The sequence below is a fragment of the Pseudalkalibacillus sp. A8 genome, from assembly GCF_045920555.1.
In the GTDB taxonomy this organism is placed as follows: Bacteria; Bacillota; Bacilli; order Bacillales; family Fictibacillaceae; genus Pseudalkalibacillus.
Genome location: NZ_CP174509.1, coordinates 1,047,516 through 1,062,773, shown reverse-complemented (window position 1 = coordinate 1,062,773; position 15,258 = coordinate 1,047,516). Strand labels below are relative to the sequence as shown.

At 42.6% G+C, this 15,258-nt stretch carries 16 protein-coding genes; 7 read left to right on the top strand and 9 right to left on the bottom strand.

All coding sequences use genetic code 11. From position 1 onward, the window contains the following. Together ACJROX_RS05540 and ACJROX_RS05535 are read right to left on the bottom strand one after the other, a co-directional pair. Positions 1 to 486, bottom strand: a complete 486-nt coding sequence (locus ACJROX_RS05540) for a DUF1850 domain-containing protein (protein WP_408009764.1) — start codon at positions 484 to 486, stop codon at positions 1 to 3. A gap of 41 nt (positions 487 to 527) precedes the next feature. Then, complete coding sequence (locus tag ACJROX_RS05535) at positions 528 to 1,526, bottom strand: TAXI family TRAP transporter solute-binding subunit (RefSeq protein ID WP_408009763.1); 999 nt, start codon at positions 1,524 to 1,526, stop codon at positions 528 to 530. 394 nt (positions 1,527 to 1,920) lie between these two features. Between ACJROX_RS05535 and iadA the strand changes: the two genes are divergently transcribed. Further along, positions 1,921 to 3,099 carry a beta-aspartyl-peptidase gene (gene iadA / locus ACJROX_RS05530; protein ID WP_408009762.1) on the top strand — a complete coding sequence of 393 codons (1,179 nt, stop codon included), beginning with the start codon at positions 1,921 to 1,923 and terminating at the stop codon, positions 3,097 to 3,099. Between the two features lie 133 nt (positions 3,100 to 3,232). Here iadA and ACJROX_RS05525 read toward each other — a convergent pair whose 3' ends face one another. The 5 genes from ACJROX_RS05525 to ACJROX_RS05505 form a co-directional block, all read right to left on the bottom strand. Next, entirely contained in the window at positions 3,233 to 4,585 is a 1,353-nt protein-coding gene (locus ACJROX_RS05525) for a glucoamylase family protein (protein WP_408009761.1), read from the bottom strand. Positions 4,586 to 4,922: 337 nt separating this feature from the next. Next, positions 4,923 to 5,906, bottom strand: coding sequence for a Gfo/Idh/MocA family protein (locus ACJROX_RS05520; protein ID WP_408011585.1), 984 nt, complete (start codon positions 5,904 to 5,906; stop codon positions 4,923 to 4,925). Positions 5,907 to 5,962: 56 nt separating this feature from the next. Continuing rightward, positions 5,963 to 6,325 (bottom strand): MmcQ/YjbR family DNA-binding protein, encoded by a 363-nt coding sequence (locus tag ACJROX_RS05515; RefSeq protein ID WP_408009760.1) that lies wholly within the window; start codon positions 6,323 to 6,325, stop codon positions 5,963 to 5,965. Positions 6,326 to 6,327: 2 nt separating this feature from the next. Beyond that, positions 6,328 to 7,044 carry a response regulator gene (locus tag ACJROX_RS05510; RefSeq protein ID WP_408009759.1) on the bottom strand — a complete coding sequence of 239 codons (717 nt, stop codon included), beginning with the start codon at positions 7,042 to 7,044 and terminating at the stop codon, positions 6,328 to 6,330. Further along, positions 7,022 to 8,641 carry an ATP-binding protein gene (locus ACJROX_RS05505; protein WP_408009758.1) on the bottom strand — a complete coding sequence of 540 codons (1,620 nt, stop codon included), beginning with the start codon at positions 8,639 to 8,641 and terminating at the stop codon, positions 7,022 to 7,024. Before ACJROX_RS05505 ends, ACJROX_RS05510 begins: the two co-directional genes overlap by 23 nt. A 93-nt stretch (positions 8,642 to 8,734) precedes the next feature. Here ACJROX_RS05505 and ACJROX_RS05500 point away from each other — a divergent pair, with 93 nt between their 5' ends. From ACJROX_RS05500 to lhgO, 4 genes are all read left to right on the top strand, one after another. After that, entirely contained in the window at positions 8,735 to 9,784 is a 1,050-nt protein-coding gene (locus ACJROX_RS05500; RefSeq protein ID WP_408009757.1) for a DctP family TRAP transporter solute-binding subunit, read from the top strand. A 12-nt stretch (positions 9,785 to 9,796) separates the two neighbouring features. Next, entirely contained in the window at positions 9,797 to 10,114 is a 318-nt protein-coding gene (locus ACJROX_RS05495; protein ID WP_225065061.1) for a DUF3870 domain-containing protein, read from the top strand. Between the two features lie 355 nt (positions 10,115 to 10,469). Beyond that, positions 10,470 to 11,396, top strand: a complete 927-nt coding sequence (glaH, locus tag ACJROX_RS05490; protein WP_408009756.1) for a glutarate dioxygenase GlaH — start codon at positions 10,470 to 10,472, stop codon at positions 11,394 to 11,396. 208 nt (positions 11,397 to 11,604) lie between these two features. Continuing rightward, positions 11,605 to 12,816: an L-2-hydroxyglutarate oxidase gene (lhgO, locus tag ACJROX_RS05485; RefSeq protein ID WP_408009754.1), complete on the top strand. Its 1,212-nt coding sequence runs from the start codon at positions 11,605 to 11,607 to the stop codon at positions 12,814 to 12,816. Between the two features lie 247 nt (positions 12,817 to 13,063). Here the strand turns inward: lhgO and ACJROX_RS05480 are convergent, their stop codons facing one another. Continuing rightward, the gene (locus ACJROX_RS05480) at positions 13,064 to 13,534 is read right to left on the bottom strand and encodes a DinB family protein (RefSeq protein WP_408009753.1); all 471 of its coding nucleotides are present in this window, start codon (positions 13,532 to 13,534) and stop codon (positions 13,064 to 13,066) included. Between the two features lie 153 nt (positions 13,535 to 13,687). On the opposite strand from ACJROX_RS05480, the gene ACJROX_RS05475 reads away from it, so the two are divergent. After that, positions 13,688 to 14,509 carry a YihY/virulence factor BrkB family protein gene (locus ACJROX_RS05475; protein WP_408009752.1) on the top strand — a complete coding sequence of 274 codons (822 nt, stop codon included), beginning with the start codon at positions 13,688 to 13,690 and terminating at the stop codon, positions 14,507 to 14,509. A gap of 58 nt (positions 14,510 to 14,567) precedes the next feature. Continuing rightward, positions 14,568 to 14,876: a hypothetical protein gene (locus ACJROX_RS05470; protein WP_408009751.1), complete on the top strand. Its 309-nt coding sequence runs from the start codon at positions 14,568 to 14,570 to the stop codon at positions 14,874 to 14,876. 207 nt (positions 14,877 to 15,083) lie between these two features. On the opposite strand, the gene ACJROX_RS05465 is transcribed toward ACJROX_RS05470, so the two are convergent. Next, positions 15,084 to 15,257, bottom strand: a complete 174-nt coding sequence (locus ACJROX_RS05465; RefSeq protein WP_408009749.1) for a hypothetical protein — start codon at positions 15,255 to 15,257, stop codon at positions 15,084 to 15,086. Between the last annotated feature and the right edge of the window lies 1 nt (position 15,258).

Here is a 15,258-nt window from a genome sequence, read left to right as displayed (position 1 = left end):
TCACCTCACAACGATTAATAGTTTTTGCGACCATGCTTGGATCGACGGCATGGTTTTCGTTTCAATAGTGTATGATGTACCGGGTTGGTTCATCTCAATCGCATTTCCATCAATGATGAACTTGTGTCTTGTGGTCTTTCCAGTACGAACACGCAGTTCTTTCCCGATTTCACGATCGATTCCGACCATGTGCACCCAGCCATCTTTTATATACGTATCATTACCTGCATTGCTTGGAACACCAGCCCCGAAGGTTTTGAATCTTGTTCCATCAATATAAATCCTGTTCTCTTTTATTTTGAAAAATTCTTCCCATAATTCTTTCTCAACCGAGTGACGCCATTGGATCGTAAACGAGGTTTCTGCTGCAGCTGGTTGGATGGCCTTGATATCGGCATCTGTTTTGAGGATCAGGTATGACTTTGGAATAAATGACAACGCGATCCCGATGAAAATCGCCGCCATCATAAGGTATCGAATCCTCATGGTAAAAAAAGGGCACCTCGGTGATGCCCTTTTTCCTCGTCCTATTCAGTAATCCCTTGTTCTTCATAGAATTTCTTCGCTCCAGGGTGCAAGTCGACGATCAGCCCTTTCGCAATTTCATCCCGGTCTAGCTGCTTCAATGCACCTACTGCAACTCCATCGGTCCCGAGATATTCGTAATAACGTTTCGTCAGATCATAAACAAGGTCTGCACTCAAGTCTGGTGGAACGATGATCATGTTTTGGATTCCGACCGTCTTCACTTCTTCATCCAAACCATACGCTGCTTCATTTCCAGCTTCGATTGAAAATTCCTTATAGAACGGATACTTATCCATCAGCTTCGTTGCTAAATCATCTTTAATTTCTACAAAATTAACATCTGTCTGTTGCATGAGATCTGTAATGTTACTGTTCGGAACTCCTGATGTGAAGAAGGCTGCATCCAAGCTTCCGTTCTTCATTTCCTGAACACTGTCCGCATAACCTGTATGTGTCACTTTTGAAAGATCGTCATACGTGATTCCCGCTGCTTCAAGTACTTTCTTCGCACTTTGTTCAACACCGGAGCCGACTTGTCCAACACCGACTTTTTTCCCTTTCAAGTCTTCGATTGTTTCAATGTTACTGCCTTCTAATGCCACAACTTGGACAACGTTTTGGTACATGCCCGCCATAGCTGTGATTTCGACTTTGTTTCCATCAAACTGCCCTTCACCATTGATCGCGTCATAACCGACATCACTCATGATGATGGTCATTTGATTAAGACCGTCCTGGATGTTTTGGATGTTCGCAACAGATGCACCAGTTGATTCGACTGTCACGTTTGACACCTGGTCACTTTCTTCAAAAATCGGCTTCAACGCGCCCCCGATCGGGTAATAAACACCAGATGTACCACCAGTTCCAAATACGATGGATTGAGCTTCGCCTGAATCGCCATCTGATCCACCGTCTCCTCCTGATGAACCATTGCTGCATGCTGCTATCAACATCGATAATGTAAATATGAACGTAAATATGAGTTTTCTTTTCAAGTATATTCCCTCCCCAAATGATCAGTATCTCCATGGTAGCGTTTTCATTGATATTTTTGAATATTTAGAACATATTGGACATATTGGTCATTTTGGTCACGCAGAAATAAGGCACTTTTTGTAGATCATTGTATGTATTTAAACTTATGTGTTGTATTTTTAGACTTAGCGTAGGATTTTTTAGACATTTTCTCATAATTTTTGACTTTCTCCCCGATTTAGTCATACTGTTCATCTGCAATGCGCAAGGACAGTAATAAAGCCTCCTAATAAGAAAAAAACTCATCAAAAATGAGTTTTGTCCAATTAAATCCGATTAGGACTAAAAAGATTTTGATAAGCTATAATGAATTCAAGAAAGTGGTAAAACTATACATAGAAAGGGGCATGCTCTATGTTGATTTTGATACGTAACGGAGAAGTTTACGCTCCGGAATATCTAGGCAAAAAAGATATTTTGATCGTGAATGATAAAATCGGTTTTGTTGAAGACCACATCCAAGTACCAGAGGGCTTCTTCTCACAGCAAACGCAGGTAATCGAGGCAGAAGGAAAAATCGTCGTACCGGGTTTCATCGACTCACATGTCCATATCATCGGCGGTGGCGGTGAAGGAAGTTATAAAACACGGACACCTGAAATCAAGCTGACTGACGCAACGTTAACAGGGATAACCACCCTGATTGGCGTCATCGGTACAGATGGGACGACCAGGACGATGTCTAGTCTTGTTGCCAAGGCTAGAGCGCTGGAAGAGGAAGGGATCAGCTGTTTTGTCCAGACTGGATCCTATCAGGTCCCTGTAAAAACCCTGACTGGTAAAATCGAAGATGATATCATCCTTGTCGATAGGATCATCGGGGCTGGTGAAATTGCGATCTCTGATCATCGTTCATCACAACCGACTGTAGAAGAATTGGCGAAAATCGGAGCTTCAGCCCGGAACGGCGGAATTTTATCCGGGAAAGCAGGTATCGTCAACATCCATGTCGGCGACAGCAAGGATTGCTTGAAGATTATTGAGGAAGTCGTCGAGCGGACAGACCTTCCGATCAAACAGTTCTATCCAACCCATATCAACCGTAATCCTCACCTTTTCAAAGCTGGAATTAAATACGCTAAAAAAGGCGGGTATGTTGACTTTACAACAAGCACTATTCCTCAATTTCTTCATGAAGGGGAGGTCAGATGCAGCAGAGGTCTGAAACGAATGCTTGATGAAGGAGTTCCGATCGAACGGATCACCTTTACATCCGATGCCCAAGGCAGTCTTCCGGATTTCAGTCCAGATGGTGAGCTGAAAGGCCTTAAAATCGGAAAAGTGTCGAGCTTGTACGCAGCAGTCCAGGAGGCCGTTTTAAAAGAGGATATCCCGTTGGAAACTGCGCTCAAAGTGATCACTTCAAACCCAGCACATATACTCAAGTTGAAAGGTAAAGGAAAGATCGAGGCAGGCTTCGATGGTGATATCGTCCTTTTAGACAGAGAGTCTCTTGAAATAAGGGATGTTTTTGCGAAGGGGAAAATGATGGTCGAAAATCGAAAAGCGATTGTAAAAGGGACTTTTGAATGAATAAAATGGGATTGCTGGCCGCCGTGGTCCACAACTTCCTGTAACAACAGTTTATGTGTAAGAAAAAGAATCCCACGAAGAACTTTCTCCGTGGGTTTTCTCATTTAAAAGGGCTTTTGGGCCCCTAAGTCGTTTACTTGATTGAAAACTCTTCTCTTATCAGAAGATCTTCCGGTTTCTTGCCAATTTCATCACTATGGAAGTAATCACGTATTACGCCATCTTTCAAGAAGTTTGCGATCGAAACCATGATCATCCCCTGATCCAGCGCAAGATAGGCTTGTGTGACTTCCCCTGTCTCCGCATTGACAGAATCAAGGAAACCGTACTTGCTGTAGGCATCCATATCCCTGAGCTTATGGATGTTTTCCATCGCTTCATCCGATGCATATTCAAGTGCTAAGAATGTTGCATGCGGTGTTACGATATGACTCTTTTCATATCCCATCACCCCAAGCGGTGTTGCTGCAAATTCGGAATATCCGTCTGGTGTCGCCGCTGGTGACATCCCCCAGACATCATATCCTTGTTCTTTCGCATATTCGATTTGGAGCTCGACGTGACGTCGGTTATTCAATCCTAGCGCATCTTTCCCAAGCTCTTTTTCTTTCAGGACGATTGAAGGCATCAACCCTTCAAACATGCTTCCACCCCAGCTTGGAACAAATTTTTGACCATTGTACGTATAGTGGCCTTCAAACACTTCCACTCCATCGTAAGTTTCCGTGTAACCTTGTGGTGTCTGTGATTGCCAATCGTATTCTGCTGGCGGTGTCCTCTCCATCTTCCACCAGTGGGTTTTCGGTGTATCGCCCTTGCCGATTGCGACATAGCTTGCAACACGTGGTTCAGTATAGAATGTGCCATAATGATGGGCAGTCATTTCACCCGTTGCAACATTAAATCCGCCCCACATCTGTCCTACTTCCGGATCATACAGTTGGGTGTAATCCATCTCTTCTACAAGCTTACTTGTTTGATCATACAGTTCAGGGTAAGCTTGACCGACTGCAACCAGCCCTGCAGACAACCAGCCATTGTCGACTGTAGAAATGAATTGGCCCCAATCCTTCATCAATGAACCATCTTCGGTGAAATACCAATTATAATAGAGGCCGTTCCATTTATCTAAGGTTTTTAACGTATGAAGTGACTTGCTAATTTTTGCAACCGCTTCTTCTTCTGAAATGAATCCGAGTTCATCAGCAGCGATCGTGCTCATGTAATACATCCCAATATTCGTCGGCGATGTGTATTCTTTCGTATCAACTTCACCTTTAACACGGACAGCATCATAAGGCAAGCCGGTAGATTTGTCAGTGAAATCTTCAAAGTAACGATAAGTTTGTTTGGCAATCGCCCGTAACTCCTGATCATGACCGATTTCTTTGCCTTTTGTTGGAGAAGCATCCGTATGAGCACTCCACGGAAGGCTTAAACTTGCTAGTAACACAGTTGTTAAGACGATTAACATCAGTTTCTTCATAAGCACTCTCCTTCTGATTTTGGTTTTGATTTCGAAGTGAAACGTTTCGATAAAATTATATCGTTTATAAATGTAAGCGTAAACATTACTTTTGTAGCAATTATCTAAATATTGAAATAACAAATTGGTGAAGATTATTGAGGTCGTTTATGGAGGGAAAGCTTTTTTTCGAAACGTTTCATTTTTCCTTCACTTCTTGTAAAAGAGTAAATCCGCATTTATTCATGAAATCGGCTCATAAATCCGAAATTCGGCTTATAAATGAAGATTGAGTGATTCTAGAGTTTGTTGCAACAAAAAACAGAATGTATTTAGATACACTCTGTTTTTTAAAAGCTTATTTTTCTGTCCCGAATACGATTTTATTTTGTTTTCTGGCCTTTTCCGTAATCCTTAATACACTACGGCTTAAGTCGGTCAGCTCATGATATGCTTCCAGATCATTTTTTTCTATGATATTTGCAAAGGTTTCAATTTCATAAATCATGTCGTTATCATTCAGTGCCTCTCCAAGCTTTTCGCTCTTTTTCGTTTTACGATCAACCAAAGAAATCTTATTGAGCGGAGCAACATGGTCAAGCACGAACGAGATATGTTCACCGTGGATTTCAGAAGGAGTGAACGAATGTGCAATTTTTGAACATAAAATGGTACAAATGAACCCATCATATTCTAGGACAAGTGTACCACTCCCGTCTACACCACTTTCCAGTATGACAGGGTGATAGGAAACTTTTTCAGGTTCACCGAATACATATACGGCTAGACTGATCGGATAAACACCCAGATCGACTAACGCTCCTCCCGAAAAATCAGATGAAAAGATATTTGGCCTCTCCCCTTTTAAGAACAAATCATACCGTGAAGAGTATTGGATGTAGTGGAAAAGCGCACTTCGAAGTTTTCCTGCCTTCTTTACCTGCTCCTTCAGGATTTTTGCGTTTGGCGAGTGGATATTCCTCATTGCCTCAAATAGAAATACACCATTTTCTTCAGCAACTTGATAGGCATCCTCCATTTCAGCTGTATTAGAGAAAATCGGCTTTTCACAAATGACATGCTTCTTGTGTCGTAAAAAAAGCTTCGCATGCTCATAGTGATGGGAGTTGGGGGATGCAATATAGACTGCATCGATATCCTCTCTCGCTGCCATCTCTTCCAAATCGTCATGAGCCTTGAAGGCATTGTATTTATGAACTATTTTCCGAGCATTGTCAATTGACCGTGAGTAAACCGCAGTCAAACTCATCTTTCCGCTTTCCTCTGCCGCTTCGATAAAGGATTCCGTAATCCAGCTTGTACCTACAGTTCCATATTTCATCATATATATGTACACCGCCTTTTCATAATCTTTTATCAGGATACTAGCTGTCGATGTCAGTTTCGATTCATTTGCATCTTTTTGATGACACTTTTTGGTGCTGTCCGAAAATAGGCTTCTAGAAGGTAGTCTTCGACCGCTTTCCAGTCCATACTCTCGAGCGGAAAAGTAGTCCAGCCATGTTGTCCGATATAAGGAGACTTTTTATAACCTGTTTGCTGGATCAACCCTTCCTGTGTCGTTTTCAATGTTTTGATCGTGAGCGAAGGATTCGTTTCATCTTCTCCTAAAATGACGAATGGTTTGTCTTTTACTCGGAAAGAGGTGTGCCCGAAGCCATCCACTTTCTCTTCTACCATAGGGAAACGATGACAAATTTCTTTGATTTTTTCGTATAGTTCATCATAAGAAAGTTTCATTACTAATACCCCACTTTGTCTACGAGGCGGTACCGATTGATTGGTCTGCCGACACCACCATATTGGACATCGATTTCGACCTTTCCAGTCTTACCTAAGTAGTCTAAATAACGACGGGCTGTCACTCTCGCAATCCCAACTCCATCTGCAGTTTCTTCTGCAGAAAGCGAAGTTTCCTGGTTGCTCAAATACCGTAGAATCTGCTTAAGTGTCTGCTGGTTTAATCCTTTCGGCAGAACTCCTTCATCCTTCCTATTACGGACAGGAATATCCCCCGTTGTCTGAATTAATCGATCAAGCTCTTCTTGTCCTATCTTTCCGTCTTCAGAAAACTCAGTGTGCAATGCCCGGTATTTTTCCAGGGCTTTCTGGATACGGGTGAACTTGAAGGGCTTGATGATGTAATCGATCGCTCCGTTCAATAACATCGTCCGAATCGTATCTTTATCATTGGCCGCTGTGATTACAAGGACATCTATGTTCAATTGCGATGCGCGCAGCTCTGCCATCAGATCGAGACCATCTTTTTCTGGCATGAAGATATCCAGGACGATCAATTCGGGTTTCAGGGACCTTGCTAGTTCCAGTCCCTCTTTTCCATTACTAGAAGAGGCGATCACCTGGAAGCCTTCAACACGTTCAATAAATTGACGGTTGACCTCTTGGACCATAGGATCGTCTTCGATCAACAATACTTTAATGTCCGGATACTTGTTCATGTGCGATTCCTCCCGGTCTCATCGGAAATGTCAATTCGATACTTGTACCTTCCTGTAGGATGCTTTTCACACGGGCAGAGCCTTCACCTTTTTCAAGCACATTTTTGACGAGGTATAGGCCGATTCCCGAGCCTTTGCTGCCTTTTGTCGTATACCCTTTCGTAAACATGTCTGCCTGGTCATCTTTTGCCATCCCTTTGCCATTATCTTCAACAGACAAATAGAGATGATCATCCGACTGTTCAATATGGAGCTCGACCAGCTTCATATCACGTTCTACACCAACAAACGCGTCAAAGGCATTTTCAATCAAATTCCCTAATACGACAACAAAGTCATGACGGTCAAGAAGCCCAGGAAACCTTTTCATGCGGCTCTCAGGAGTGATTGTCAATTCGATATCAAGCTCTTTAGCCCGGCTTACTTTGCTTAATAAGAGGCCTGCAATGCTTTCATCATGTATTTGTTTTGATAAAAATTTTGTCAGAGCTTGTTGTTCTTCCTGATTTTCAAATAAAAATTCGAGCGCCTTGTCATTCTCGTTCAACTGAATGAGCCCTGCAATCGTATGGAGCCGGTTCATGTGCTCATGGTTTTGGACACGGAGCGCATCGATAAACGCTTTGACCCCTGTAAGCTCTTCAGCCATTGAAGTCACTTCTGTACGATCTTGGAATACTTCTACCGCTCCGACGATTTCACCTTCGACTAAAATCGGCACCCGACTGCTCATGATGATCTTCTCATTGATCTTCATTTCTTCCTTGTACACACTTGCTCCATTTTTCAGGACATCGCCAAGTTGGGATTCCGGAATAACTTTTTCAATCTGTTCCCCTGCTACCTCCTCTTGAAGGCGCAGAATACGCTTGGCTTTATCGTTAAACACAGTGATGCAGCCGCCACGGTCGATTGCAATGATCCCTTCATTCATCGCCTGGAGTGTGGCAGTCCTTTCTTTCAAGAGTCTTACAATCTCGTATGGCTCGAGCTGGAAGGTCTCCTGTTTTAAATGCCTGGCTAATAACCATGATCCTATGATTCCGAATAATAAGGTCAGGAGGGCAATGATCAAGATCTGATGTTTCAACTCTCCCAGGACTTCCCACAGAGTCGGTTGAATGATGCCGACAACAACTGTTCCGACTTGTTCCTTCTGCTCATTCAAGATCGGCACGAACGCTCTGACTGCTGTTCCGAGTTCTCCCTTAGCCTTGGATGTGTAGCTGTGTTCTGCAAAAGCTGGACCCTCATCCTTCCCTGACGATAATGTACCGAGCATGTCCTCATTAGGATGGGAATAACGGACACGATTCATGTCAAGGACGACGATATAATCAGCGTTATTGATGGTGCGGATCCGCTCAACAATCGGGTTGATCTCGATCCATCCTCTTGACTCCGTAACCCCCGACTGTACTTCAGGCAGGTTGGCGACCGTCCTTGCCGTCAGCAAGGAACGATGACCGAGATCCCTTTCTTTCATCTCATAAATGTTCCCTGTCAAAATGATCCCGCCTATGAGCAATGAAAACAAGACGATGCCAAATGATAGAATTGTAATCTTCCAACGAATTGGTAAACGTTGTAATGACACCGTCCTCACACTCCCTAGTAATTTATCATTATTGTACCATGAGAAATCCAGTGTGATACACTATGGTAAAGGATTTCTTGGAGGTGAGGCGTGATGAGGACAGTGATATGGGTCGCAATTTTGGTTACAGTCGGAATCGTGACGGCTGTCTTCGTCGGCTTCGATTTTTCCGGTTCTGCCGGGACCACCGAATTTGATGATGAACAAAGCGGCTTGAAGGATCAAATCACAATCAAATTCAGTCACGTTTATTCTGAGAATTCTCCACAAGGACAAGCAGCAAGGTATTTTGCCAAACGGCTTGAAGAAAAAACTGATCGGCAGGTCGAAGTAGAAATCTATCCGAATGCTGTTCTCTACAAGGAAGAGGAACAACTCCGTGCCTTGAGAGAAGGGAATGTTCAGATGATTGCGCCATCAACCTCTGAGCTTACCTCGGAATATCCGATATTCCAGGTTCTGGATCTACCTTTCGTCTATACGAATCATGACTTGGTAAAAGAAGCCTATCAAGGAAAGATCGGTTCGCGTCTTTTAAAAGAAACCGATGATGACCGTATGAAAGGATTGGATTTTTGGTTCGGCGGCTATAAACAGATGACGACCGACAAAAAGTTCGTCAAATACCCTTCAGACTTTAAGCGAATGCACTTCGGAATCATGGATAGCCCAGTCATCAAAAGCCAGTTCAACATATTCGGTGCAAGTACAAGTGCAATGAACTTCAACAGGCTTTACCGTGACCTTGAAGTCAATTTTATTGAAGGACAAGAAAATACAGTGTCTAATATATACACAAGAAAGCTTTACCAAGTGCAAGATTATCTTACTGTAAGCAACCATGCCATCATGAGTAATATCATTCTTATCAACAAAGATGCATGGGAGGGATTACCTCAAGATATACAAACGGAAATGAATGAGGCGATGAGTGAAACGACATCTTGGATCAGCCGCCACGCCATCGAAATAAATGACAGACAAATCAGGCAACTAAAGCGTGATGAAGCGATTGATATACACCTGTTGACCAAACATGAACGAAAAGCATGGATGGAAACGCTCAACCCCATCTATTCCAATCTGGAACCTGTCATAGGGGAAGAATTGGTAGATGAAATCAATCGAATACGAACCCGATAGGAGGAAAAGAAAATGCCAAATACGAAGATGCTTGCAGGACATGCCCGATTACCGAATGGGATGGCGGTCAGTGATTTACACGAAACTTTAACTGTCACGATTGAGGTCGATCACAATTATGGCGTGATTGTGTGGGCCGACTGTACCCTTGCCACCGACCATGCTCAATCATACTTGGGCAATTTGTTGAAAGGCTTCAGTCTGCGTGATGGAATTCAGCTCATTGAAAAGGAAATCGAAAATCATTATTACGGAAAAGCGAAGTCTGCACTCCTTGCCGCTGTCCGTGATGCCTATAAACAATATCAGACACCTCATGTCGTAAAATAATCATAATTCAAAGAAAACTTGGCTCAGCCAAGCCTTGGGGCAGGCTGATTCCTAGTTACCCTGATATTGAAGAAAGTCAGCTTTCTTTAAATTCAAAATATTATTGACAATGTTCATTCCTGGTTGTAAGATAAGGAATACAATCACCTGGAGAAAGGCAGCCCCTTTCCCATTCGGTGACTTTAATGACAAATGAACATGTTCATACCACTGAAAAATCTATCGGACTTCTCATCCGGAAGCCAGAACGTAGATCGAGCCAGTGATATCTTCCACTTGGAGATATTACTGGCTTTTTTTGATGTATTAACCCTATTACTGGCGGAATCGCCACAAAATTCAAGGAGGAATTGAAATGAGTATGGTGAAATCTGATTTAGTGAAGTCTTATGAAAATTTCAGCGTGGTACAACACCCGCAATCCAAACGTCTTTATCATATCGAACTGAAAGAAGAAGCTATGGCTGCTTTTTTGGAAAAGCATCGTGATACGATTTCACAACAACTCGAGTATATCCCTTACATGCGTTATGTCATCGCAAGTGATTTGAAGCAAGTGCTTGGTGAAGAATTTTCAAAAGTAATCAATGAAGTGCTTCATGATCGTGATTTCGGCGGCTTTACCCTGGGAATCGGAAAGGTTACATCTTCAGATGAAGATTACGTCAAATTCTCCACAGCCATCACACATCTGATCGGTGGCGTGAACTTTGATGCGATGTCAGGAAAATATTACGCCCGTTTTACAGTAAAGGATACGGACAAAAGTGACTCTTACCTGCGCCAGGCCTATCGCTTGTTCACCCTCCATACAGATGGTACGTTCGTCGATGAACCATGTGACTGGCTGTTGATGATGAAATTTGCGGAAGAAAATGCAGTCGGTGGTGAATCACGACTCTTGCACCTGGATGACTGGGAAGAGCTTGATTATTATGCAAAGCATCCTGTGGCATCTACAAAAATACCATACAAATCACCAGCAAGTAAAAATGTCAGCCAGACCGTTTACAATGATACCTTTTATGAGCATAACGGGAAAACCTGCATCCAATTCATCGATCAATTTGCGTATCCTGATACAATAGAACAAGCCGAGTATTTGAAATCGATGTCAGAATCTATGGAAAACAGTTCAGCTGTAGTCGAGCTAGAGCTTCCTGTAGGTGATCTCGTCGTATTGAACAACACGTTCTGGCTGCACGGAAGAGCAGCATTTGAAAAACACCCGGACTTGCACCGTGAGCTGTTACGCCAACGGGGATATTTTAAAAAAGTCTAGGCGCTTTTAAATCTTGTTGTTGATTTTAATAGTAATTTTGTTTAAGCGAAATTCACGACACTCCTGCGGGAAAACCGAGCCAAGCTTGACCCCACAGCGAGGAAAGAGCGAGGAAGCTTGCAGATTGCCCGCGGAAAGGAAGGGAATTTCGCAGAATTCAACAAAATAGAATAACAGAGCTAAAATCTTAGAAAACGGAGGTAAACCTATGTATGATGTCATGATCATCGGTGGTGGAATCGTCGGACTTTCCACTGCCTATGCCCTGACCGAGCGTAATCCGTCATTGAAAATTGCAGTGATCGAAAAAGAGAACAGCTGGGCAAAACATCAGACCGGGCATAATAGTGGCGTCATCCACTCCGGCATCTATTATAAACCAGGCAGTCTCAAGGCTCGATTTGCAAAAGACGGTGGTCGTAAACTCGCATCTTTCTGTGAACAGTATGGGATTTCTTATGAACAATGTGGGAAAGTGATCGTTGCGACTGATGAAAAAGAACTTACTGCCATGCATAATCTTTATGAGCGAGGGCTTCAGAACGGCTTGGACATCAAGTTGTTGGACCATGTGGAATTGAAAGAGGAAGAACCACATGTAAACGGCATTAAAGCGATCAAAGTCCCCCAAGCCGGTATCATCGATTATGTAGGCGTTTGTTCAGCGATCGTAGAAGTCTTGGAAAAACGTGGTGCAGATCTCTTCTTAGGTACTGAAGCGAAAAGTATCGAGGAAGGTCCAGGCGAAGTTACGGTGGAAACAACTTCCGGCACTTACCGGACGAGACATCTGGTCAATTGCTGCGGCCTGCAAAGTGATCGTATGGCAAAACGCAGCGGCCAAAATCCTGATCTGAAAATCGTACCGTTCCGCGGTGAGTACTTTGAATTGAAACCTGAAAAAGAATACCTCGTGAAAAACTTGATTTATCCTGTCCCTAACCCTGATTTCCCTTTCCTGGGCGTTCATTTTACACGGATGATCGGCGGCGGAGTAGAAGCAGGTCCGAATGCTGTCCTAGGCTTTAAAAGAGAAGGTTACCGTAAGCGTGATATCTCCTTGAAGGATTTATCTGAAACGTTGACCTATCCTGGCTTTTGGAAGCTGGCATCGAGCTACTGGAAAGAAGGATTGGATGAAATGGTCCGCTCCTTCAACAAGAGGGCTTTCGTTCGCAGCTTACAGCGCTTGGTTCCGTCAATTGAAGCTGACGACCTGATGCCGGCACCTGCTGGCATCCGCGCACAAGCTTTGAAATCGGATGGTTCGCTTGTAGATGACTTCTTTCTAGTCCATAGTAAAAGAAGTACCCATGTCTGCAACGCCCCGTCCCCTGCTGCTACAGCTTGTTTTCCGATTGGGGAACACATAGCTTCAGTACTAGATATAGAACGACCCATTAAAATTTCAACATCATGATCATAAACGGCCCGGATGGATCAAAAAGATCCAGTCCAGGCCGTTTTATTCTATAATAGAGCCTTTTTCGAGAGAATTTTCGAGTTGTAGAGATAATTTCAAATTTGTTGAGTTTCTACCCTTAGTTGTTAAGATAAATCTTAAATTTAGAAGGCTGATCAAATTGGACAGCCCCTATCTGTTGCGCAAAAGAGAAAAAACTAATTTAGAGTACTGCAAAAGAGCGTCCTAAAAATGCCAAAACCACTTATTTTACGAGTTGGTGTTTAGCTGAACGCTTGAGCATGTTGATTGTACCCATATGTAACGCTTCATGATTCATGTGGAAGAGAAACATTTCGCCTAATGTTTTCATATGGAGAAAGCCTCGCTTTAGTGGCTCCTCTAATTTACCTCTGCTTACCTCGATAATTTCATCCGGCTGTTCTTTCAGATTTTGGAGTAACTCCTCAAAAGACGGTGGATGTTCTTTCCAATCTGCAGGGCTGCTTTCCCTTGGGAACATCAAATGATATTGAAGCGGCATCCTTCTTTCCATTTCAAGTGTCGCAAAGACTGTATGATCCCAACCTACCAAAATATGCCCCATATTCCAGCGAATATTGTTCCTATGGTGTTCAGGGATATAATCAAGGATCTCATCTGTCAAACCCTCCACTGATCTTACTGTCCAACTACGCCACATCCTAAACTGTTCGAATACCTGTTCTTCGTTCATATCCATCCTCCTCAAAATTCGTTTTACGTCATGCCTGAATGAATCAATTATCTAATAGTATACTTTGCTGTCTGGAACAGAAATCCTCTTTAATCGAATGAAATTCAGCATGTTGGTTATACCAATTGTAGTGATGAAAATGAGGGATCCAGTATGACGACAATGATATGGCTATTCAAATCTCTTTATCGTGAATTTTTCGATCGTAAAGTCTACGACCTTGCAGCTCAGATGTCGTACTATTTCCTATTGTCGCTTTTTCCATTTCTCATCGTCGTTTTTACGCTGGTCGGTCACATACCGATAGACACCATATCAGTTTTGGATATCGTCGAACCCTACGCACCTGAGCGGACCATTCATTTCCTAAGACATACACTGAACGGGATTTTCGCTAACCAGGAAAAGAATTTATTGACTTTTGGATTCATAGCTTCTGTTTGGCTTTCATCTTTTGCAATCCAATCCTTTTCACGGATTTTGAACGAAAGCTATCCACAGCGTACAAAGCGATCTCTTCTTGCACAATTATTTGAAGGATTATTGTTGACCATAGCGTTCATCAGTGTGGTCGTCATCTCTGTCCTTGTACCTGTAGCTGAACGGCTTGTCCTCAGTTATCTTGATGAAGATGCCTGGCTGTTTGCATTCATCGTCACGTTCTGGAACCCGTTAAAATGGATCGTCGGGAGTTTCGTCCTATTTTGTTTCTTTTACGTCCTCTATCACTTTGTCCCGAAAGCAAGGCTGAAATTTATCGAAGTCCTGCCTGGAGCCATATTCTCGACGATCATATGGCAACTTATTTCATTAGGCTTTTCGTTCTATGTTCGATACAGCCAATATTCGATCATTTACGGCAATGTCAAAACCATCATCATTTTGATGATTTGGCTTTACCTGACAGCGCAAACGTTGATCATCGGAGGAACCATCAATGCACTTTTGTTTAAAAGAAAGTACAATTTTGATTGAAAAAATTTGTAGTATTTTGTATGGTAAAAATATGGAAATAAATTGAATGGGGGATTGGATGTTTCGAAAAATCACTTTTTTGACCGCATTTGTTTTCTGCATGATCGGTCTTTACCATTATGTCGATCTAATCTTTCTGGGATCTAATAACGTTATACCAGAACGTATTACCTTTCATCAAAATACATATGTAAGTACAGACTTTTTCATACAGACGGAAGCGTCACGCCCGAAGCCTGAATTCTTACCTACGGGTTTTACAGTTGATGGTGAGGAATATGGTGATTTGAATGGCGGATGGGTCTTTCAAAACCCGAAGACAGATGAAATCTTCATCAAAAGATATGTCCTCTATGAAAAGAAATAAGGACTGTCCTTTGATGGCAGTCCTCTTACTGTTTTGTAGAAATTTATGTAGTGGCAAAAGTTGATGTTCGGACACTTTTGCGCGGTTTTCTTTTTCTCCTGTCCGAAGTTGCTCCATGTTCGGACACTCTTACGCTGTTTTCTCCTTCTCCTGTCCGAAGTTGCTTTGAAATCACCTTCTGGATGCTTTTTTCTTAGGAATTAACAGCTAGTTGAAGATTTGCTGTACAAAAATATAGATGAAAACAGATACAGGAATGATATACATATCCGCGATGGAAATGACGTCCAATTTAGACGTGTAAAATTGATCGAAGTTACAGTTGATGGTATACGTTAAAATACCTCCATAAACCATAGCCGGAAGGACAAAGATAGCCACG

Coding starts and splice junctions, on each gene's coding strand:
- ACJROX_RS05540 (WP_408009764.1), bottom strand. CDS start 486: ATGAGGATTCGATACCTTATGATGGCGGCGATTTTCATCGGGATCGCG.
- ACJROX_RS05480 (WP_408009753.1), bottom strand. CDS start 13,534: ATGAACGAAGAACAGGTATTCGAACAGTTTAGGATGTGGCGTAGTTGG.
- ACJROX_RS05520 (WP_408011585.1), bottom strand. CDS start 5,906: ATGAAATATGGAACTGTAGGTACAAGCTGGATTACGGAATCCTTTATC.
- glaH (WP_408009756.1), top strand. CDS start 10,470: ATGAGTATGGTGAAATCTGATTTAGTGAAGTCTTATGAAAATTTCAGC.
- lhgO (WP_408009754.1), top strand. CDS start 11,605: ATGTATGATGTCATGATCATCGGTGGTGGAATCGTCGGACTTTCCACT.
- ACJROX_RS05475 (WP_408009752.1), top strand. CDS start 13,688: ATGACGACAATGATATGGCTATTCAAATCTCTTTATCGTGAATTTTTC.
- ACJROX_RS05525 (WP_408009761.1), bottom strand. CDS start 4,585: ATGAAGAAACTGATGTTAATCGTCTTAACAACTGTGTTACTAGCAAGT.
- ACJROX_RS05510 (WP_408009759.1), bottom strand. CDS start 7,044: ATGAACAAGTATCCGGACATTAAAGTATTGTTGATCGAAGACGATCCT.
- ACJROX_RS05495 (WP_225065061.1), top strand. CDS start 9,797: ATGCCAAATACGAAGATGCTTGCAGGACATGCCCGATTACCGAATGGG.
- ACJROX_RS05500 (WP_408009757.1), top strand. CDS start 8,735: ATGAGGACAGTGATATGGGTCGCAATTTTGGTTACAGTCGGAATCGTG.
- ACJROX_RS05470 (WP_408009751.1), top strand. CDS start 14,568: ATGTTTCGAAAAATCACTTTTTTGACCGCATTTGTTTTCTGCATGATC.
- ACJROX_RS05515 (WP_408009760.1), bottom strand. CDS start 6,325: ATGAAACTTTCTTATGATGAACTATACGAAAAAATCAAAGAAATTTGT.
- iadA (WP_408009762.1), top strand. CDS start 1,921: ATGTTGATTTTGATACGTAACGGAGAAGTTTACGCTCCGGAATATCTA.